Genomic DNA, 18247 nt, shown 5'->3' on the forward strand with positions numbered 1-18247 from the left:
TCTTAGGAGCCGACGAACTCGGATGGCAATGACCCGCTCCGACATCCGAGCCGCCGGGAGATCACGATGCCGAGATGGACGACGCCCGCCGCGGCGGCGTCGCGCCGGTCACCGATGAAGTCACGGGCGAAACCGGTCACCCCGACCGCCCCGGTGATCCGGCCCTCGGCGTCGAAGAACGGCGCGGCCAGGCAGGAGATCTCGGCCTGTTCCTCTTCCTCCTCGATGGCGTAGCCGTCGGCGCGCACCCTCTCCAGCAGTTCCATGAACGCCTTCGAGTCGGACTCCCGGGCCCGCGGTCCCTGCCCGGCCGCCAGTCGTGGCAGCAGGACGGCGAGTTCGTCGGCGGGCAGGTGGGCCGCGATGGCCCGGCCCAGCGCGGTCAGGTCGAAGGGTGCGACCTTGCCCGGATAGGTGTCGAACTGGATGAAACCCGGGGTCGCGGCCTTGGCCACGTAGACCACCGACGCGCCGTCCAGGACCCCGATGTGGACGGGCATCCCCAGCTCCTCGGCGAGCGCGCGCATCTCGGCGGTCGCGATCTGCGACAGGTCGACCTTGCGCACCAGCTGGCTGGCCAGACTGTAGAGCCGCAGCGTGGGACGCCAGAAGTGACTGCGCCCGACCACCCGGCGGGTGGCGTACCCGCGGTGCTCCAGGGTGTAGACGATGCTCGCGCAGGTCGCCAGCGGGATGCGGGTCACCTTGGCCAGTGCGGTCAGCGTGAGGTCCTCGTCGGCCGTCACCAGCTGCTCAAGAACGGTCAGCGTGCGGTCCACACCCGGAGACGCCGGACGCTCCGCCCCACTGCCACCATCAGACATCGATCGGTCCTACCTTTCGGCTCGTCGTTCCCGTGCCCCACGGCGCCGGCGTCGGTGGCTGCCTCTCGGAACGGGGTTCGATATTCTGGTATTCCGATAATAATTTCATCATATCGAAAGGATGGGATTCATGAGCGCCGAACACACGAACCCGGGGCCGGCCGTTTCCGGTGTCGTAGCCATCATCCGCCTGCGTGAGGGGGAACCCGACGACGCCATCGCGACCGCCCTGCTGGATGGCGGGGTGGAGGTCATGGAGGTGACCCTGCCCACCCCCGGGGCACTCGCCGCCATCCGCCGCTGGAACACGCACCCCGACGTTCTCGTCGGAGCCGGAACCGTGCGCACCGCCTGCGACGCCGGCGCCGCGATCGCCGCGGGCGCCCGCTTCCTGGTCACCCCCACCACCATGCCGGACGTCCTGGCCGTCGCTCACGCCGCCGGCATACCGGTGGTGTGCGGTGCGCTCACCCCGACCGAGATCGACCTGGCCTGGTGGCACGGCGCCGCCGCGGTCAAGGTCTTCCCCGTCTCCGCCCTCGGTGGCGTCGGCTACCTGCGGGCCGTGCGCGAACCGCTCGACGACGTTCCCCTGCTGCCGACCGGCGGGGTGAGGCTGGAAGACCTCGTCCCCTATGCCCGGATGGGGTGTGTCGGTGTCGGTGTCGGCGGCGCGCTCGTCTCGGCGGACCTCGTTGCGGACCGCCGTTGGGGGACGATGACCGAACGCGCAGCCGCCTTCGCCGCGGCGTGGCACGAAGGGCTGGTACGACGAGATGCCTGATGTCCTGACACTCGGTGAGGTCATGGCCTGCCTGCGGGCCGACGGCCAGGTCCGGCTCGGGGGAACCGCCCGCATCGGCGTCGCCGGCGCCGAGGCCAACGTCGCCATCGGCCTGACCCGGCTCGGGCACGACGTCGCGTTCGTCGGCGCCGTCGGACCCGACCAGCTCGGGGAGCTGGTACGGCGCACCCTGCGCGCCGAGGGGGTCGGCATCGCCGCGATCCGGACCGACCCGGCGCAGACCGGCATCGTGGTCTTCGAACAGCGCGTCGCCGGGCTGACGCGGGTGGACTATCACCGGCACGGCTCGGCCGGCGCGAGGCTCTCCGTCTCCGACGTGGAGGAGGCGTTCGCGGCGATCCCGGCCCCACCGCGAATCCTGCACATCACCGGGGTGACCCCGGCCCTCGGTGAGGGCCCGGAGCGGGCCGTGCGCGCCGCGGTGCGCCTGGCCAGGGCCGCCGGTGCGAGAGTCTGCCTGGACGTCAACCACCGCAACCGGCTCTGGTCCGAGACCACGGCCCGCCAGGTGCTGACCGAACTGGCCGCCGAGGCCGACATCGTCATCGCCTCCGACGACGAGCTCACGCTCGCCGCGGCCGGTGACGACGAGGCGAGCAGGGTACGGACGCTGCTCGCCGGGGGAGTGGCCGAGGTCGTCGTCAAGCGCGGGCCGGCCGGTGCCACGATGTTCACCGCCGACCAGACGCTCACCCTTCCGGCCAGGCCCGTCACCGCCGTCGATGTGATCGGCGCCGGTGACGCCTTCGTCGCCGGATACCTCTCCGGGCTGCTGGACGGCCTGCCGCCGGCCGGACGGCTGGGGCGGGCGATCACCACGGGAGCCTTCGCGGTCGCCGGCCACGGCGACTGGGAGGGAGCGCCGACTCGCGCGGAGCTGTCCATGCTCGACCTGCCGGACGGCACAGCGGTCCGGTGAGGGCAGGCCACCCGGGGTAAAGCACGGCCTTGGCATCCGGCGGTCGCGGACGGGCGCCCACGTTGCGGGCGAGCCCGGACTCCGGCGACATGGCGCGCCTCAAGCCCGCCAGGGGAGGGCCGCCGCGCGGCGCCGCCGATTCGCGATGCCGCCGATTCGCGATGCCGCCGGATCCGCCTGCTGTCACCGGATCCTGACACTGCCCAGTGCGAGTTTCATGCTATCCGTCTGACAAATCCCGTCGCGGGCGAATTGTCGCTTACTGTGACGCACCCCCTTGCCTTTCCCGGATACCGGTGCCACAGTTTCCAATTATCGATACTCCGAATATATTTTCGGAATGCCGAAAAAACCTTCCCCCCTGTCATCACGTCCGGCACCGACGCTGTGCGAGTGCCGTTCGAGGAGGCTGTCCAAGTGACTGAACCATCCAGGCGCCGAATGCTCCAGATGACCGGCGGAGCCGTCGTCGCCGGAGGCGCGTTGGCCGCCACGACCCCCCTGACCGGACTGTCGGCCGCACACGCCGACACGTTCGTGCCGACCCCCTTGGCCGCGACCGACCCTGAGCCGAACATCGAGCGCTCCAAGCACTGGTGGCCGGCGCAGCGCAACGTGTGGACGCCCATCGGCTGGAAGGGCCACCTCTTCCGGTTCAACGTCGTCTACAACGGCGCGCTCATCTGCGACCCCAGCTGGGTCATGGCGGCCAAGCCCAACACCCAGCCCTGGCACGGGAAGAACTTCCAGACGACCGTCGTCATGCCCATGCGCGGCGGCGGCTTCCGGCCCTTCCCGACCTTCCAGTACGAGGTCTGGGACGACGACCTCGGCCAGGGCAAGCAGGGCTGGGAGGAGGACAGCGACACCCCGGTCCTGTGGACCGAACACCGCCGCCAGGAGGGCCTGGTCATCAAGCAGTCGATCTTCGCGCACGTCCCGGGGGAACAGGCCGTCCAGACGGCGACCGAGCCGATGTACTCCTGGACCCGCTTCGAGGTCACCCACGTCGACCCGGTCAACGCGGTCAAGGACTTCGTGTTCCAGCTCTGGCTCAGCGGCTCGTACATGAAGCCCGCGGGGCCCTACCAGGACGAGGACGGCGTGCCGCTCACCGTCTTCCCCGAGACGGCGCCGATCCTCGCCGGCCTGACGATGGGCCGGGTGTGGAACCCGACCGGCAAGCCCATCACGGTGCCCATCACCGACAACGAGGGCAACGTCAAGGTCATGGTGACCACCGCCGACAAGGGCTCCATCGCCATGACCGAGAACAAGGTCAAGGGTGTGTACGACCTGCGGCTCGGCCTGCCCGCGACGGTCGGGGCCTACATCGACGTGCTGATTCCGATGATCCCCGCGCCGCTCGCCGACGCCAAGGCCGAGGCCGCGCTCGGCCGCGACGCGGCGCTCGCCAAGTGCCAGGCGTTCTGGAAGGAGAACGCGGCGTCCATCGCCGTGGTCGACACCCCGGAGAACTACATCAACCAGGTCATGCGCCGTGGTCCGCAGCTCGCTCAAGTGGTCGCGGAGAAGAGCCCCGACACCGGGTTGTTCACGTTTCTGTCCGGCTCGTACGCCTACGACGTGCTGTGGAGCACGCCGACCTCCATGGTCAGCCACATGTTCATGGACCGGCTCGGCTACCACGACGTCGTCGAGAACCACATCGAGATCTACGCGGCCACCCAGGGAACGCGGACGCCACCCGGCGCGGTCTTCGCCGGGGGAACCTACCCGGGATACCTGTCGACCCCGAAGACGCTGCAGGCCGTCGACTGGATCAGTGACCACGGCGCGATCCTGGAGATCCTGTCGGTTCACGCGCTGCTGACCAACCGGCCGGCGTTCATCGCCAAATGGACCGACGTCATCGTCAAGGCCTGCGACTACATCGTCCAGGCCTGCGGGCTCACCAACCACAGCGGCGTCCAGGGCCTGATGCCCCCCGGTCACTCCACCGACGAGGGCGTCGAGACCCAGGGCTTCATCAGCCAGTGCTTCACCTACAAGGGGCTCGCCTCCGCCGTCGAGTTCCTGCAGCGGATCAAGCACCCCCGGGCCGCCGAGTTCGCCACGTTCGCGAACACCTTCCGTACGACGTTCGTCCAGGCCGTTCGTGACCTCGCCGACCGGTCGGTGAAGTGGACCGACGCCAAGGGCAAGCAGTGGCCGGTCTTCCGGCCGCAGTTCGCGGGCGAGGGCGTCTGGGACGCCTTCACCATGCTCGACACCGGCGCCCTGATGTCGGTGTGGGCCGGACTGATGCCGGCCTCCGACCCGATGATGAAGTCGTTCGTCGAGTTCTTCCGGGTCGGCCCCAACACCCTGGTGTTCGACGCGGTGCACCACAACGCGCTGGACCGCGCCGTCCTCGACCACGAGCAGTCCTCGGCCGAGCCCTGCTACAGCTGGAACATGTTCCACACCTGGCAGCTGGGGGAACGGGCGCCCTTCATCGAGGGGTTGTACGGCCTGCTCACCGGCGGCCTCTCGCAGGACACCTACATCTCCAGCGAGCACCGCAACGCGATCTACGGCAACCTCTTCTCCCACCCCATCATCACCTGGTCGCTCCTGCACGCGGTCATCGACGACAGCCTTGTCCCGAACCAGCTGCAGCTGCTGCGGCTCTGCCCGCTGGAGTGGCTGTCGGGCAAGAAGCAGACCCGCTTCGAGAAGGTCCCGACCAAGTTCGGGCCGGTAACGTTGCGCTTCAAGCTGGAGGGCGGCCGCGGCCGCGATCGGGACGACGACCGCCACGTCGACGACGACCGCAGCGGTCACGACACGCTCAAGGTGGAGTTCAGCGGGGACTGGCACCACAAGCCGGGGCGCGTGATCGTCGAGACACCGCCGCTGCCGGGACTGAAGTGGATCGTCGTGAACGGAAACAGGTACCGCGCCGGACGAAGGATTGAACTCTGATGACGACGTCGATTCGCGCGACCGCGGTCGCCGCGGCCCTCGCCCTCGCGGTCCTCACCGTCGCCCCGGCCGCGCACGCGGCGCCCGGCGACGACCGCAAGCGGCCTGCCCCCGGCCCCACCGAGTCCTACCACTCCGGCAAATCCGGTAAGCCCGGTAAGGCTGGCAAAACCAAGAAGTGGGACGTCAGCGGAATTCGTGCCAAGACTCTGGCCGTGGCCCCCGAGCCGGCCACCCGCTCGGGCTCGTCCCGCACCGCCGCGACCCCGTCGCCGGCCGCGAACGACGTCACCGGCGACGGCCGGGCCGACCTGGTCGCCCAGCTGTCCGGCACCGACGCCGGAGCGCTGCGCGTCTACACCGGCAACGGGGCCACCACCTCCAATCCGTGGGAGACGACCTACACCGCGACGCCGCCGCAGTGGGAGTTCGCCGACACCCTGATCGTCGCCGACGTCACCGGCGACAACCGCGCCGACGTCGTCGTGCGCGACCCTTCGGCGAACAACGGCACGCTGTACATCTACCCCAACGACGGCTCCGGCTCGGCGAACCCGTGGCCCGGTCGTTTCGCCGCCGGCACCGGATGGAACATCGTCGACCGGATCCTCGTCGGCGACGTCACCGGCGACGGCAAACCCGACCTGCTGGCGCGCAACCCCACCGAAGCCAGCGGAACCCTCTACGTTTACCCGAACAACGGCTCGGTCACCTCCAACCCGTGGACCCAGTCTCCGATCTGGTCGGGCAACGGGTGGAACCTCGCCCAGATGATGATGCTCGACGACGTCACCAATGACGGCAAACCCGAAATCGTCGCCCGCGACACCACCGGGGCCCTCCTGGTCTACCCGCACAACGGGTCGACCACGTCGAACTTCTGGACCTCGATCGTGTACGGGAGCACCGGCGGCTGGAGTGGCGCCGACCGGCTGTCCATGGACGACGTCACCGGCGACGGGCGTCCGGACGTGATCTCGCGGGACCCCTCCGGCGCCCTGTGGATTCACCCCTGGCAGAGCGCCACGGCGGGCTCGATGTGGTCGCCGACGACCCGCTTCGCCGCGGGCACCGGCTTCGAGTACGCGCTCGACGTCGTGACCGGCGACGTGACCGGCGACGGCAAGCTCGACCTGGTCGCCCATGTCGCCCGCAGTGGCGATCTGTGGCTCCTGCCGAACACCAAGGCGGCCACCGGCAATCCCTGGCCCGACAGGGTCAGTGCCGGAACCGACTGGGGCTTCGCCTCGCAGGTCCTCCTCGCCGACGTCAACGGCGACCGGCTTCAGGACGTGCTCGCGGTCGACAAACGCCTGTCCAACGGCACCCTGTGGATCTACCTCAACAACGGGTCCACGACCGGCCTGCGCTGGACCGGCCGCTACTTCGGCGGAACCGGCTGGAACATCTTCAACCACCTGATGGCCGGGGACGTCACCGGCGACGGCCGCGCCGACCTCGTCGGACGCGACAACGCCGGCGACATGTACGCCTACCCCGGCAACGGATCCAGCACCGCCTTCCCGTGGACGCCGCGCGCGTGGGTCGGCAGCAACTGGCAGACGGCCACCCGGCTCGCCCTGGGTGACGTGGACCGCGACGGCATCGCCGATCTCGTCGACCTGGAGAACGACGGATCCCTGTGGGTCTTCCCGACCGGCGCGTCAACCGATCCGATCGTGGTGCCGGGCAACTGGACCGGAACGCGGTCGCTCGGCCTCGGCTATGTGACCGGCGGCTCCGGGCCGGACCTGGTGGTCGGCGACGCCTCCGGCGGACTGTCGATCTACGCCAACAACGGCGCCACCTCGGGCAACCGCTGGTCCAGCACCCCCAGATCGGGCGGCACCGGCTTCCAGAGCGCGCTCTCCCTGGTGCTTTAGTGCCCGTGACACCACCCTTGCCGGGAAAACCGGTCCTGGTAGGAGCCGGTCACCCGGCGGCGACACCCGGTCGACCTTCGGAGCCGGCACCGGCCATCGAGAGGAATCAGGCATGACAGATCATATGAAGGTGGGTATCCACACCGACCAGGCTCCGCCTCCGCGAGGCGCCTACTCCCAGGCGGTCGTCGTCGGAGATCTCGTCCACACCGCGGGCTTCGGGCCGGTCGACCCGGTGACCCGGACGATCGTCGGCGACGACGTCGCCGAGCAGACCCGCCAGACGCTGCGCAACGTCGCGGCCGCACTGGAGGCGGCGGGCGCGGACCTGCAGGACGTCGTCAAGGTGACCGCGCACCTGGCCGACATCGACAACGACTGGGACGGTTTCGACACGGCCTACCGCGAGTTCTTCGACGAGCCGCGCCCGGCCCGCACGACCGCTGGATCCAGCCTCGGCGGAATCCTCGTGGAGATCGACGTCGTCGCGGTCAAGGGCAGCCGCCGACGGTCCTGATCCTCACCGCGCGCGCCGAGCCGGCCTTCGGGGCCGTCGGCGCGCGCGGTGAGAAGGACCTGGCCGGACACGCCGGACTCCGTCCTGATCAAATGAACGGGCCGACGAGGCCGGCGAACTCCTCCGGGCCGACGAGGCCGGCGAACTCCTCCGGGCCGACGATCCGCACGCCCAGGCTCTCGGCCTTGGCCCGTTTGGAGCCCGCCTTCTCCCCGGCCACCAGCAGGCTGGTCTTCTTCGAGACGCTGGAGGAGGATTTGCCTCCGGCGCGTTCGATCAGCTCGTTCATCTGGTTGCGGGTCAGCGCCTCCAGCGCTCCGCTCATCGCGCCGGTGACCACGACGGACATCCCGGCCAGCGGACCCTCGGCCGTGCCCCTCGCCTCCGCGTCGGCGCGGGCCTCGGTGTCAGGACCGGCAGGTGGCGTCCAGCCCGGCTCGGTCATGGTGACCCCGGCCTTGACCAGCTTGTCGATGAGGTCGGCGAGCTCGACCAGCTCGGCCACCACCACCGGCGCCTTCTCCGGGCCGATGCCCTCCACCGCCTGGATCGCCTCGGCGTCGGCCGCGCGGATGGCGTCCATATTGCCGAAGTGCCGGGCGATGCGGCGGCTCATGGAACGGCCGGTGCCGCGCACGCCCAGCGCGCAGAACACCCTGCTGAGCGGTTGCGCCTTGGCCCGCTCGATGGCGGCCAGCAGGTTGTCGGTGCTGGTCTCGCCCATCCGTTCCAGGCCCAGCACCTGCTCGCGGGTCAGATAGAACAGGTCGGCGAAGTCGGCGATCAGCCCGGCGTCCAGCATCTGCTGGATGCGGTTTTCGGCCAGGCCCTCGATGTCGAGCTGGTCGCGGCCGGCGGCGTAGCCGATGGAGGCGATCGCCCGGCAGGCACGTCCGCGTACGCACCGCCACCGCTCCTGGGAGGCGTCGATCGCGTCGCCGCAGGACGGGCAGACCTGCGGGATCGCGATCGGCTGCTCGTCGCCGGTGCGCAGGTGCACGACCGGGGCCTCGACCCGGGGAATCACGTCTCCGGCCTTGTAGACGACCACGCTGTCGCCGAGCATCAGACCGTGGCGGGTGATGTCGGCGACGTTGTGCAGCGTGGCGTAGGTGACGATGCTGCCGTCGAGCTCGACCGGCTCCAGCACGGCGCGCGGGGCGATGACGCCGGTGCGGCCGGTGTTCCACTCGACACCGATCAGCTTGGTGATCTTTTCGGTGGCGGGCAGCTTGTAGGCGATCGCCCACCGGGGCGCACGCGAGCTGAAACCGGCCTCTGCCTGGTCCGCGGCGAGATCGCACTTGATCACGATGCCGTCGATGCCGAAGGCCAGATCCGCCCGTTTGGCGGCGATCTGTTCGACTCGCTCCTGGACCTGTTCCAGGGTGGCGGCGACGATCCCGCCGACGTCGGTGACGGCGGGAGTCTGCACGCCCTGCCCGGCGACCCAGGCCATGACCTCGCTGTGCGGCAGCTCGCGCAGCCGCACGGCCGGCTCGGAGGCGTCGTCGGGGTGTGGCAGCGCGCCGTAGCCGAAGAACGTCAGCTCGCACACGTACGGCCGGTCCTGTGCGCGCAGTGTGCCGGCGGCGGCGCTGCGCGGGTTGGCGAACGTGCTGCCGTCGTGCGCGTGGCGCTTGGCGCACGCCTGCTCGAACTGCGACGCGGTCATCATCACTTCCCTGAAGAATGAGTATGTTCAAGGGACAGCGGAGGTGAGTGCGTGGGCGAGTGGCGTGTGGTGTGGGTTCCCGATCCGGAACGGTTCGGCGCGGATGACACTCCTGGCGGCCGGGCTGCGGTGTGGACCTTGCCGCAGCCGCAGGCCACCGTGTGCAGGTTGTGCTGGATGGTGGTGGCGCTCATCAGCGGTACCTCGACCTGCTGATGGCGGGCCGTGACACCCAGATCGGCCGCGCCGGTCAAGGCAGCGCCGCATCCGCACATCCCGGACGGGAAATGATCGAGGGTGTCGTCAGGATCATCCGACCAGGCCAGAGTGGCTCCCGGCGCACCAGGTTGTTTACCCGGACGGCGTTTCGCGCCGCGGCCGGGCTTGGCCTTCGGCTGCGTCTTGCCGGGCAGATCGTCACCGGCCGAGGACATCCCGGAATTGCCACTGTTGCGCGAGAGCAGCCGCTCCAGTCGCGTGACCCGTTCGCGGAGCTCGGTGTTCTCCTTCTCCAAGGCGGTCACCCGCTCGGTCAACCGGGCGTTCTCGGCCAAGAGAGCCCGCGACAGAGCGATCAGCTCCTCGCGTGACATCTCCTCCAGGCCAGACACCGGATGATCTCACCACGATCCGCACACTTGATCAAAGTGACGCAACGTGAGAGACACGGCTCACTCGTTACTCATCGCGCAGGGGATGAATGCTTACAGGTGAAGTTGTAGTAGGTGACGCCTTTGGCGCCTTTGCCCTTGCCGAAGTACTTGGTGTTGGGCCCGGCGTTGATCGTTTTGACCGGGACGATGAACCGCAGCCCGTCGGCGGAGGCCAGCTCGCCGCCGCCCCAGGCGGCGACCAGCCCCAGGCGGGCGTGGTGGTCGACCAGGGCGGCGTTGGCGGCGGTGATGGTGGCGGCGCGGATGTAGTTCTGCTCGACCCAAAACAGCCGGTCGACGCTCAGGGCGGGGTCGCCGTCGCTGACCATCGGGCCCATGCCGACGTTCATCGCCTGGGCGACCAGCACCGCGGCGATCGAGGTGGTCATGTCGTCTTTGCGGGAGGGGGCGTGGGACAGGTGGACGAAGTGCTCCAGGCAGCCGGTCCACGAATGCACCTCCAGCAGCGCCTCGGGCAGGTCGACGGCGGGGATGCGGGCGTCGACGTCGGCGCGTAGCGCGGTAAGAGAGGCGGGTTCGTCGAGTTTGTCCAGACCGGTCAGCGCGAGATGGTCCTTGCCGTCACGGTGCTCGATGCGCACCGAGGGGTTGAGGGCGAGCTCGCCGCGGTAGCCCGCCAGTTGGCCACGGTGGGCGTGGCATCGGACCCGACGCCGTTCAAGGCCGCCGCCATCGCTGCGGTCAAAGTGCTGATGGCCGCGGTGGCCGACCCGGTGATCGTGCAGGCGGCATGGCGTGATCTGGGCAAGGCGTGTGAGCCGTGTACGTCGACGGCCCAGACCACGGCCCAGACCATCGCGCTTCGCCGCGACCTGTTCCTGCTGCTGGCCCGTCGTAGCGGGCGCAACGTGGAGGATCTGTGCCGCGCGCTGGCCGGGGTACTGGCTGATGAGCCGGTCGCCGTCTACGCCGCGCGGGTGGCGGTCGGTGACCAGGAGCCGGTCGGCTCCGGTCTGAGCCATCTCACCGTGGGGGCTCTGGCGGGCTTGAAGGTCACCCAGCAACGTGATCTGTGCCTGCGCCTGCTGGCGTTGCCCCTGCGCACCGGCGGGCATGTGGTGTGGCTGGCCTTCGAGCGGGCCCGGCTGCGTACTGGTGTGCTGCGCGCCGAGCGGGTGATCTTCTTCGACAGTGAGCGCATACCGGCCACGCCGGAGGCGGTCACCGCCGCCTACACCTCGCTGGTGCCCGAACTCAGCGAAGAAGACGCCACCGTGATGGCCGAGGAATTGCCGCACGCCAAGGGTGTGGTGCTGGCCCGCGTCGACCTTCCCGCGGGCATCTACAGCGACCCGGTAGCGGTGGCCGCCGATCAAGTCGACGCGCTGGTCACGGTCGCGACTTTCCACAGCGGCCACATCACCGAAGATCACTGGCGGCTCATGAGCGGGTACTCCCACCTCAGCGCTCGCGGCTCGGCCTGGCAACGTTTCACCCGCCCCTCTGACCGCCTCGGGGCAGGATCTGGCCGCGTCCACGACGAGATCGCCGTGAACGCCGCGAGCGTCTTGTCCCGGCTGTCGGCGGCCGAGGAGTCAGTGGCGCAGGCGCTGGAGATTCTGCGCTGGTGGCGCCGCGCACGCGAGCAGTCCTCCCCCGCGGGTGTGATCTTGAATGTGCGGGTGCTGGAACTTCTCGGCGCCCGCCTGCATGCCCCTGCCTGGGAGCGCTATGTGCGTGACTACCTGCGCGCGGCGTGGATCACCAACGCGATGCGCGAGGAGGTGACCAACACGGTGTTGCGGGCGGTGGGCGCCGGCTCCGATGGACTGCCCGAGCAGGAATGGAAGCGCCTGAAGGTCCTGCGTGGCCAGGTGCTGGAGATCGATGATGACAGGTGGCGGGCGCTGCTGGTGGCGGGCAGTAGCCGGACCGCCTTGGCGGAGCTGGTCTCCATCTATCCCCTCCACCATCCGCAAGGACGCCGGGTACACACCCTGGCCGCGCGGCTGCACGACCGAGCCTCCGTCATCACCTGGCAAGATGAGCTGGGCCAGCGATGGATCTGTCTGTTGTCGCGCCTGGCCCGGATCCGTAACGCGATCACCCACGGTGGCCCCGTCACCGTGGCAGCGGCAGACACCGTCTTCGGCTTCAGCGATCAGCTGGCCGGACAAGGCGTGTCACTGGCGTTGAAAGCCGCAATGGACGGCTCCCCCCTCGCCGCCACCCACGCGGCCTTCCGCGCAACCTCCGACGGCCTGTTCAACGACTTGTGCACGGTAGGTGATCCCGCGTCGTTGCTTCACACCTGAGGCCGCCATCCGGCACAGCTCGTTCAGTGGTCGGTGATGAGCGCCTCCAGGGCGGCGGCGCGGTCGGCCGAGGTGGGCAGGGTGTACTGGCGGGTGGTGTCCAGGCGCTCGTGGCCCATGAGCTCGGCGACCAGGATGAGGTCTTTGCCGGCGCGCACGAGCTGGGTGCCGAAGGTGTGGCGCAGTACGTGCGGGCCGAACGGCTCGGCCACATCGTCGTTGATGCCGGCCGCGGCGCCCAGACGCACGATGATGTCGCGGGCGGCCCGGTCGCTCAGGCGGCCGCCGCGGACGTTGAGCACCAACGCCGCACCGGCGGCGCCGGGCCAGGTGGCGCGCTCTTGCAGCCAGGCCTGCAACGCGGTACGCAGGTCCGGGTGGAGGTCGACGGTGCGGATCTTGCCGCCGCCGTGGCCCTTGCCGAGCACCCGCAGCTCGCCCTTGCGCGCCGACAGCCGCACATCAGCCACCTCCAGGGCGACGACCTCGCCGATGCGCAGGCCCGCCAGGTAGGGCAGCAACGCGATCACCGCATCCCGGGTGGAGGCGTTCTTCTCCACCTCGCGCAGGTAGCGGCGCACCCGGCGCTCGTCCAAAGCCTTGGGCGCGGTGCGCCGGACGGCGCGCTCACGCCGCGCAGGGGTGACGGCCAGAGCCGCGCGGGCGTGGAAGTCATCGACGGCCGCCAGCACGTTGTCGATCGTGATGGGCGCACGACGGCCGTTCTTCAAATGGCGGCGATAGTCGCGCACCGCCCAGGCCGCGGCCGCGGGGTCGGCGAGCGGGTCACCGTCCAGCATGCCGTCGGCTGAGGCCTCGGCGACGAAGGCGAGGAACCCGCGCACCCGCGACAGGTACTTGGCCCGGCTGGAGTCGGCCAGCGGCGAGCCCTCCAATGCGATGCCGTAGTCGGCCAGCGCCCGATCGTAGGGCGGCGGGAGTTGAGCAGGGCGGCGGCCCCGCAATCGCGGCTGCGTGTTTCCGGAAGTCGTTTCGAGCCCCTGCGCTACCGGCTTCTGCGCGTTTCCGGAAGTCATACCCGGAGTCTGCTTCCGGAATTGAACAATTCCGGAAGCAGACCGCGAAGATCGAGCGGAGCCGAAGGTGTTGCCCCGCTCATCTTAATCGATTATCGTCGATTTTCGATGAATGAGAAGCTGAAGCCGCTGGACCGCGAGGCGGCCGAGGAGTACGCGAGCTGGTTCAAGGCGCTGGCCGATGGCACGCGCATCCAGATCGTGTCGTTGCTGGCCCGGCGGCGCGAGCCGATGAGCGTCGGGGAGATCGTCGCCGCCGTCGGGATCGGCCAGTCGACGGTGTCGCACCACCTGAAGATCTTGTCGGAGGTGCGATTCGTCCTGGTGGAGCGGCACGGCACCTCCAGCCTGTACCGGATCAACGAGGACTGCGTGAGCTGCTTTCCCACCGCCGCCGACGTGGTGATGGGCAATCCCGTTCCCGCGATGCCCGCCTGCGACTGAACTTAGGAGCACGTTCATGGAACACGACGAGGTCGTCACCCGCTACTCCGGCCTGGCCCGCGCGGCACTGGCCGGTGAGACCGTCGCCGACTGCGGCGCCGACGCCTTCGAACGGGGCCGATTCGGCGCGGCCGGCTACGACGACACCGCGGGCCTGCCCGAGGGCGCGCTGCGCGCCAGTCTCGGCTGCGGCAACCCGGTCGCCGTCGCCGCGCTGCGTGCGGGTGAGAGCGTGCTCGACCTGGGCAGCGGGGGCGGCATCGACGTCTTGTTGTCGGCGCGCCGGGTCGGCCCGCACGGCAAGGTCTACGGCCTGGACGCCAGCGCGGACATGGTGGAGCTGGCCCGGCGCAACGCCCGCGAGGCGGGCGCGACCAACGTCGAGTTCATGTGCGGCGCGATCGAGGCGATTCCGCTGCCCGATCACGCGGTCGACGTCGTCATCTCCAACTGTGTGATCAACCTGTCCAGCGACAAAGCCGCCGTGCTGGCCGAGACCTTCCGGGTACTGCGGCCAGGCGGGCGCCTGGGCCTCAGCGACGTCGTCACCGAAGGCGCCCTCGATCCTGAGCTGCGGGCGGCCACCGAACATCGGGTGGGCTGCGTCGTCGGCTCGCTCAGTGTCGCTGAGTACCGCCAGCTGCTGGCAGCGACTGGTTTCGTGGCCACCTCGATCACGCTGACCGCCGAGCACGGCGACGGTGTCCACTCGGCGATCATCCAGGCGGTCAAGCCCGCGATCTCGCCCGGCCTGGAGATCCGGCCGATGCGCGACGCCGACGCCGAGCAGGTATTGACCATCTACCGGGCGGGCTTGGAGAGCGGCCACGCCAGCTTCGAAACCGTCGCCCCCAGCTGGGAGGGCTTCACCTCGAGCAGGCTCGCACATCTGCGCTACGTCGCCGTCGATACCGACAGCAGTGAGGTCGTCGGCTGGGTGGCCGCCTCACCGGTGTCGGCGCGGGCGGTCTACGCCGGAGTCGTCGAGCACAGCGTCTACGTCCATCCCGGCTGCCAGGCTCATGGGATCGGCCGGGCCCTGCTGAGCGCGTTCATCGCCGCCAGCGAGGACGCCGGGATCTGGACGATCCAGTTCGGGATCTTCCCGCAGAACGCCGCCAGCCTCTCCCTGCACCAGGCGCTCGGCTTCCGGGTGGTCGGCACCCGCGAGCGCGTCGGCCGCCACCACGGCACCTGGCGCGACGTGGTCATGATGGAGCGGCGCAGCACGACCGTCGGGCGATGAACCCCGAGGCAGGCCGGGAGTGAGGCGCGGGAACATCCGGCGGCCGGTGGTGGTCGTGCATCTCGTGGCCGGTGTGCCCAGTGTCCCCGGGCCTCACCTATCGCCTTCGCGGAATACCGTTCGGCTGGAGCCGCGTTGCGCATTTCGCCGAGAGGCGACCTGCACACCGGTACGCACACGTTGAACCGAAGGCCCCGCCCTTAAGGGCGGGACTTTCGGCATGTCCGACGACCGTGTGACCTGCGGGCCGCACGCCCGTAGCGCGGGCCAATGCCCCTCAGGCCTGGGCAAAGGTGCACGTCTGCTGTTCATCCGCCGTTTACCCACGCTGGGATCGATAGATGCCAATATCAGCAAGAGTCGAATTAGACACTCATCGATTCCATAAGCGGACGCCCTGGGAGCCAGCGATGACCAGTACCGACAAGCGCGACGACTTGACCATCGACCAGCAGCTGGCCATCGCCACCGCGGCCCGCCGACTGGGTGAGGAGTTCGCCGGCACCTTCTCGGTCGAGACGATCGAGCGGTTCCTGCACGCCAGCTACGACCAGTTCGCCACCCGCGCCGCGGTGGCCAACTTCCTGCCGCTGCTGGCCGAGCGGTTCGCCCGCCAGCGGCTGCACGCCCTGGCCCGCGTCGAGGGCAAAAGCGACGGGCGGCCGATCGTGTTGTTCTTGTGCGTGCACAACGCCGGCCGCTCCCAGATGGCGCTGGGCTTCTTCTCCCATCTGGCCGGTGAGCACGCGGTCGGCTGGTCGGGCGGCTCGGAGTTCGCCACGGAGATCAACCCGGCCGCGATCACCGCGATGGCCGAGCGCGGCATCGACATCTCCCGGGAGTTCCCCAAGCCGTGGACCGAGGAGATCGTCCGGGCCGCCGACGTCGTGATCACCATGGGCTGCGGGGACACCTGCCCGATCTTTCCCGGCAAGCGCTACCTGGACTGGGAACTGCAGGACCCCGCGGGCAAGAGCGCCGAGGAGGTATGCCCCATCCGCGACGAGATCGAGCGCCGGGTGCGCGCGCTCCTTGACGAGCTCGGCGTGCCGGTCAGCTGACCCCCGCACACCGGGCACTCATAGACATCTGTCAATATAGACAATGCATGACTTCGATAAGCATCTATGTCCGGAGGTCTGATGGAGCTGCTGGAGATCCTTGAGTGCAGCCCGCCGCTGGTCCGCGAACCCTTGGACGCCGGGCAAGCCGCCGGGATCGCCCCGGTGTTCAAGGCCCTGGGCGACCCGGTCCGGCTGCGGATCTTGTCGATCGTGGCCAGCCACTCGGGCGGCGAGGTGTGCGTGTGCGACATCACCGGCGCCTTCGAGCTGTCCCAGCCCACCATCAGTCACCACCTCAAAGTGCTCAAAGAAGTCGGGCTGCTGACCTCCGAGCGGCGCGCCTCCTGGGTCTACTACCGCCTGGTCCCCGAGACCTTGACCGAGCTGTCGGCCCTGCTGAACACCCCCGCCACCGTCTGACCGCGCACCATTGCACCGTTAGGGAAGATCCATGTCCTCAACCCCGTCCCCGACCCCGGCCGTCGTGAGCCAGAGCGGCGTGATGGGCGCCCTATCCACCCTGGATCGCTTCCTTCCGGTGTGGATCGGCCTGGCGATGGCCGCCGGGCTGCTGCTGGGGCGCCTGGTGCCCGGCCTGAACTCCGCGCTGGAGACGGTCAGGATCGGTGAGATCTCGCTGCCGATCGCCCTGGGCCTGCTGCTGATGATGTACCCGGTGCTGGCCAAGGTCCGCTACGACCGCCTCGATACGGTCACCGGCGACCGTCGCCTGCTTCTTGCCTCCCTGGTGCTCAACTGGGTGCTGGGCCCGGCGCTGATGTTCGCGCTGGCCTGGCTGCTGCTGCCCGACCTGCCCGAATATCGCACCGGTCTGATCATCGTCGGACTGGCCCGATGCATCGCCATGGTGCTGATCTGGAACGACCTGGCCTGCGGCGACCGTGAGGCCGCCGCCGTCCTGGTCGCGATCAACTCGGTCTTCCAGGTGGTCGCCTTCGGCGTGCTCGGCTGGTTCTACCTCGAGGTCCTGCCCGGCTGGCTGGGCCTGGGCGAAGGCACCGCTCTGCAGGTCTCGGCCTGGGACATCGCCTGGTACGTGCTGATCTTCCTCGGCATCCCCCTGGCCGCCGGATACCTGTCGCGCACGCTCGGCGAACGCGCCCGCGGCCGCGACTGGTACGAGGAGCGCTTCCTGCCGAGGATCGGGCCGATCGCGTTGTACGGGTTGTTGTTCACCATCGTCATCCTGTTCGCCCTGCAGGGCGAGACGATCACCTCCCGGCCCGGGGACGTGGCCCGCATCGCGGTGCCGCTGCTGGCCTACTTCGCCCTCATGTGGGGTGGCTCCTTCCTGGCCGGCCGGGCGATCGGCCTGACCTACGAGCGCACCACCACGCTCGCCTTCACCGCGGCGGGCAACAACTTCGAGCTGGCCATCGCGGTCGCGGTCGGCGTGTTCGGCGTCACCTCCGGCCAGGCCCTGGCCGGGGTGGTCGGCCCGCTCATCGAAGTGCCCGTCCTGGTGGCGCTGGTCTACGTCAGCCTCTGGGGCCGCCGCCTGTTCACCACCACCACCTCCACCACCTCTGAGGGATCGGTTCATGCCTGATACGCCCAGCGTGTTGTTCGTCTGCGTGCACAACGCCGGACGCTCCCAGATGGCCGCCGGCTGGCTCACCCACCTGGCCGGAGATCGCGTCGAGGTCCGCTCCGCGGGCTCGGAGCCCGCCGAGAACATCAACCCGGCCGCCGTGGCGGCGATGGCCGAGGTCGGCATCGACATCACCGGCCAGAGGCCGAAGATCCTCACCACCGAGGCCGTCCAGGACTCCGACGTGGTCATCACCATGGGCTGTGGGGACGCCTGCCCGTTCTTCCCCGGCAAACGCTATGAGGACTGGAAGCTCGACGACCCTGCCGGCCAGGGCATCGAGGCCGTCCGGCCGATCCGTGATGAGATCCGAGCCCGCATCGAGAAACTGATCGCCGAGCTCGACACCAAGTAACCACCGCCC

At 69.4% G+C, this 18247-nt stretch carries 17 protein-coding genes; 12 read left to right on the top strand and 5 right to left on the bottom strand.

All coding sequences use genetic code 11. The annotated features are described in order from the left end of the window. Nucleotides 1–2: 2 nt before the first annotated feature. Nucleotides 3–824: an IclR family transcriptional regulator gene (locus OIE13_RS11230; RefSeq protein WP_326640349.1), complete on the bottom strand. Its 822-nt coding sequence runs from the start codon at nucleotides 822–824 to the stop codon at nucleotides 3–5. Between the two features lie 130 nt (nucleotides 825–954). On the opposite strand from OIE13_RS11230, the gene OIE13_RS11235 reads away from it, so the two are divergent. The 5 genes from OIE13_RS11235 (at nucleotide 955) to OIE13_RS11255 (ending at nucleotide 7876) form a co-directional block, all read left to right on the top strand. Further along, on the top strand, nucleotides 955–1608 hold the full coding sequence (locus OIE13_RS11235; RefSeq protein ID WP_326640347.1) for a bifunctional 4-hydroxy-2-oxoglutarate aldolase/2-dehydro-3-deoxy-phosphogluconate aldolase: 654 nt from the start codon (nucleotides 955–957) through the stop codon (nucleotides 1606–1608). After that, entirely contained in the window at nucleotides 1601–2548 is a 948-nt protein-coding gene (locus OIE13_RS11240; protein WP_326640345.1) for a sugar kinase, read from the top strand. The genes OIE13_RS11235 and OIE13_RS11240 overlap by 8 nt, the downstream gene beginning before the upstream one ends. Before the next feature lie 417 nt (nucleotides 2549–2965). Next, on the top strand, nucleotides 2966–5476 hold the full coding sequence (locus OIE13_RS11245; protein WP_326640343.1) for a hypothetical protein: 2511 nt from the start codon (nucleotides 2966–2968) through the stop codon (nucleotides 5474–5476). Continuing rightward, a complete protein-coding gene (locus OIE13_RS11250) occupies nucleotides 5476–7359 on the top strand; it encodes an FG-GAP repeat domain-containing protein (RefSeq protein WP_326829964.1) in 1884 nt (627 codons plus the stop codon). The genes OIE13_RS11245 and OIE13_RS11250 overlap by 1 nt, the downstream gene beginning before the upstream one ends. Before the next feature lie 112 nt (nucleotides 7360–7471). Next, on the top strand, nucleotides 7472–7876 hold the full coding sequence (locus OIE13_RS11255) for a RidA family protein (RefSeq protein WP_326640339.1): 405 nt from the start codon (nucleotides 7472–7474) through the stop codon (nucleotides 7874–7876). 88 nt (nucleotides 7877–7964) lie between these two features. On the opposite strand, the gene ligA is transcribed toward OIE13_RS11255, so the two are convergent. The 3 genes from ligA to OIE13_RS11270 all read right to left on the bottom strand — a co-directional run bounded on the left by ligA (nucleotide 7965) and on the right by OIE13_RS11270 (nucleotide 10806). After that, the gene (gene ligA / locus OIE13_RS11260; protein WP_326640337.1) at nucleotides 7965–9554 is read right to left on the bottom strand and encodes an NAD-dependent DNA ligase LigA; all 1590 of its coding nucleotides are present in this window, start codon (nucleotides 9552–9554) and stop codon (nucleotides 7965–7967) included. Continuing rightward, nucleotides 9554–10105 (bottom strand): DUF6444 domain-containing protein, encoded by a 552-nt coding sequence (locus tag OIE13_RS11265; protein WP_326640335.1) that lies wholly within the window; start codon nucleotides 10103–10105, stop codon nucleotides 9554–9556. Before OIE13_RS11265 ends, ligA begins: the two co-directional genes overlap by 1 nt. Before the next feature lie 128 nt (nucleotides 10106–10233). Beyond that, a complete protein-coding gene (locus OIE13_RS11270; protein ID WP_326640333.1) occupies nucleotides 10234–10806 on the bottom strand; it encodes a Tn3 family transposase in 573 nt (190 codons plus the stop codon). On the opposite strand from OIE13_RS11270, the gene OIE13_RS11275 reads away from it, so the two are divergent. After that, entirely contained in the window at nucleotides 10792–12480 is a 1689-nt protein-coding gene (locus tag OIE13_RS11275) for a hypothetical protein (protein ID WP_326640329.1), read from the top strand. The genes OIE13_RS11270 and OIE13_RS11275 overlap by 15 nt on opposite strands. A 23-nt stretch (nucleotides 12481–12503) precedes the next feature. On the opposite strand, the gene OIE13_RS11280 is transcribed toward OIE13_RS11275, so the two are convergent. Beyond that, on the bottom strand, nucleotides 12504–13517 hold the full coding sequence (locus OIE13_RS11280) for a tyrosine-type recombinase/integrase (protein ID WP_326640327.1): 1014 nt from the start codon (nucleotides 13515–13517) through the stop codon (nucleotides 12504–12506). Nucleotides 13518–13625: 108 nt separating this feature from the next. Here OIE13_RS11280 and OIE13_RS11285 point away from each other — a divergent pair, with 108 nt between their 5' ends. The 6 genes from OIE13_RS11285 (at nucleotide 13626) to OIE13_RS11310 (ending at nucleotide 18238) form a co-directional block, all read left to right on the top strand. Then, nucleotides 13626–13961, top strand: coding sequence for an ArsR/SmtB family transcription factor (locus tag OIE13_RS11285; RefSeq protein ID WP_326640325.1), 336 nt, complete (start codon nucleotides 13626–13628; stop codon nucleotides 13959–13961). A 16-nt stretch (nucleotides 13962–13977) separates the two neighbouring features. Next, a complete protein-coding gene (arsM, locus tag OIE13_RS11290) occupies nucleotides 13978–15207 on the top strand; it encodes an arsenite methyltransferase (protein WP_326640323.1) in 1230 nt (409 codons plus the stop codon). A 410-nt stretch (nucleotides 15208–15617) separates the two neighbouring features. Beyond that, complete coding sequence (locus OIE13_RS11295) at nucleotides 15618–16268, top strand: arsenate reductase ArsC (protein ID WP_326640321.1); 651 nt, start codon at nucleotides 15618–15620, stop codon at nucleotides 16266–16268. 81 nt (nucleotides 16269–16349) lie between these two features. Continuing rightward, nucleotides 16350–16691: an ArsR/SmtB family transcription factor gene (locus OIE13_RS11300; protein WP_326647100.1), complete on the top strand. Its 342-nt coding sequence runs from the start codon at nucleotides 16350–16352 to the stop codon at nucleotides 16689–16691. A 31-nt stretch (nucleotides 16692–16722) separates the two neighbouring features. Continuing rightward, the gene (gene arsB / locus OIE13_RS11305; RefSeq protein ID WP_326640319.1) at nucleotides 16723–17841 is read left to right on the top strand and encodes an ACR3 family arsenite efflux transporter; all 1119 of its coding nucleotides are present in this window, start codon (nucleotides 16723–16725) and stop codon (nucleotides 17839–17841) included. Continuing rightward, entirely contained in the window at nucleotides 17834–18238 is a 405-nt protein-coding gene (locus OIE13_RS11310; protein ID WP_326640317.1) for an arsenate reductase ArsC, read from the top strand. Before arsB ends, OIE13_RS11310 begins: the two co-directional genes overlap by 8 nt. Nucleotides 18239–18247: the final 9 nt, after the last annotated feature.

The organism is Streptosporangium sp. NBC_01810 (assembly GCF_035917355.1).
In the GTDB taxonomy this organism is placed as follows: domain Bacteria; phylum Actinomycetota; class Actinomycetes; order Streptosporangiales; family Streptosporangiaceae; genus Streptosporangium.

What these genes read in the sequence shown, in the direction of transcription:
- OIE13_RS11230 (WP_326640349.1), bottom strand. Translation starts at nt 824, where the DNA reads ATGTCTGATGGTGGCAGTGGGGCGGAGCGTCCGGCGTCTCCGGGTGTG.
- OIE13_RS11235 (WP_326640347.1), top strand. Translation starts at nt 955, where the DNA reads ATGAGCGCCGAACACACGAACCCGGGGCCGGCCGTTTCCGGTGTCGTA.
- OIE13_RS11240 (WP_326640345.1), top strand. Translation starts at nt 1,601, where the DNA reads ATGCCTGATGTCCTGACACTCGGTGAGGTCATGGCCTGCCTGCGGGCC.
- OIE13_RS11250 (WP_326829964.1), top strand. Translation starts at nt 5,476, where the DNA reads ATGACGACGTCGATTCGCGCGACCGCGGTCGCCGCGGCCCTCGCCCTC.
- OIE13_RS11255 (WP_326640339.1), top strand. Translation starts at nt 7,472, where the DNA reads ATGACAGATCATATGAAGGTGGGTATCCACACCGACCAGGCTCCGCCT.
- ligA (WP_326640337.1), bottom strand. Translation starts at nt 9,554, where the DNA reads ATGATGACCGCGTCGCAGTTCGAGCAGGCGTGCGCCAAGCGCCACGCG.
- OIE13_RS11280 (WP_326640327.1), bottom strand. Translation starts at nt 13,517, where the DNA reads ATGACTTCCGGAAACGCGCAGAAGCCGGTAGCGCAGGGGCTCGAAACG.
- OIE13_RS11285 (WP_326640325.1), top strand. Translation starts at nt 13,626, where the DNA reads ATGAATGAGAAGCTGAAGCCGCTGGACCGCGAGGCGGCCGAGGAGTAC.
- arsM (WP_326640323.1), top strand. Translation starts at nt 13,978, where the DNA reads ATGGAACACGACGAGGTCGTCACCCGCTACTCCGGCCTGGCCCGCGCG.
- OIE13_RS11295 (WP_326640321.1), top strand. Translation starts at nt 15,618, where the DNA reads ATGACCAGTACCGACAAGCGCGACGACTTGACCATCGACCAGCAGCTG.
- OIE13_RS11300 (WP_326647100.1), top strand. Translation starts at nt 16,350, where the DNA reads ATGGAGCTGCTGGAGATCCTTGAGTGCAGCCCGCCGCTGGTCCGCGAA.
- arsB (WP_326640319.1), top strand. Translation starts at nt 16,723, where the DNA reads ATGTCCTCAACCCCGTCCCCGACCCCGGCCGTCGTGAGCCAGAGCGGC.
- OIE13_RS11310 (WP_326640317.1), top strand. Translation starts at nt 17,834, where the DNA reads ATGCCTGATACGCCCAGCGTGTTGTTCGTCTGCGTGCACAACGCCGGA.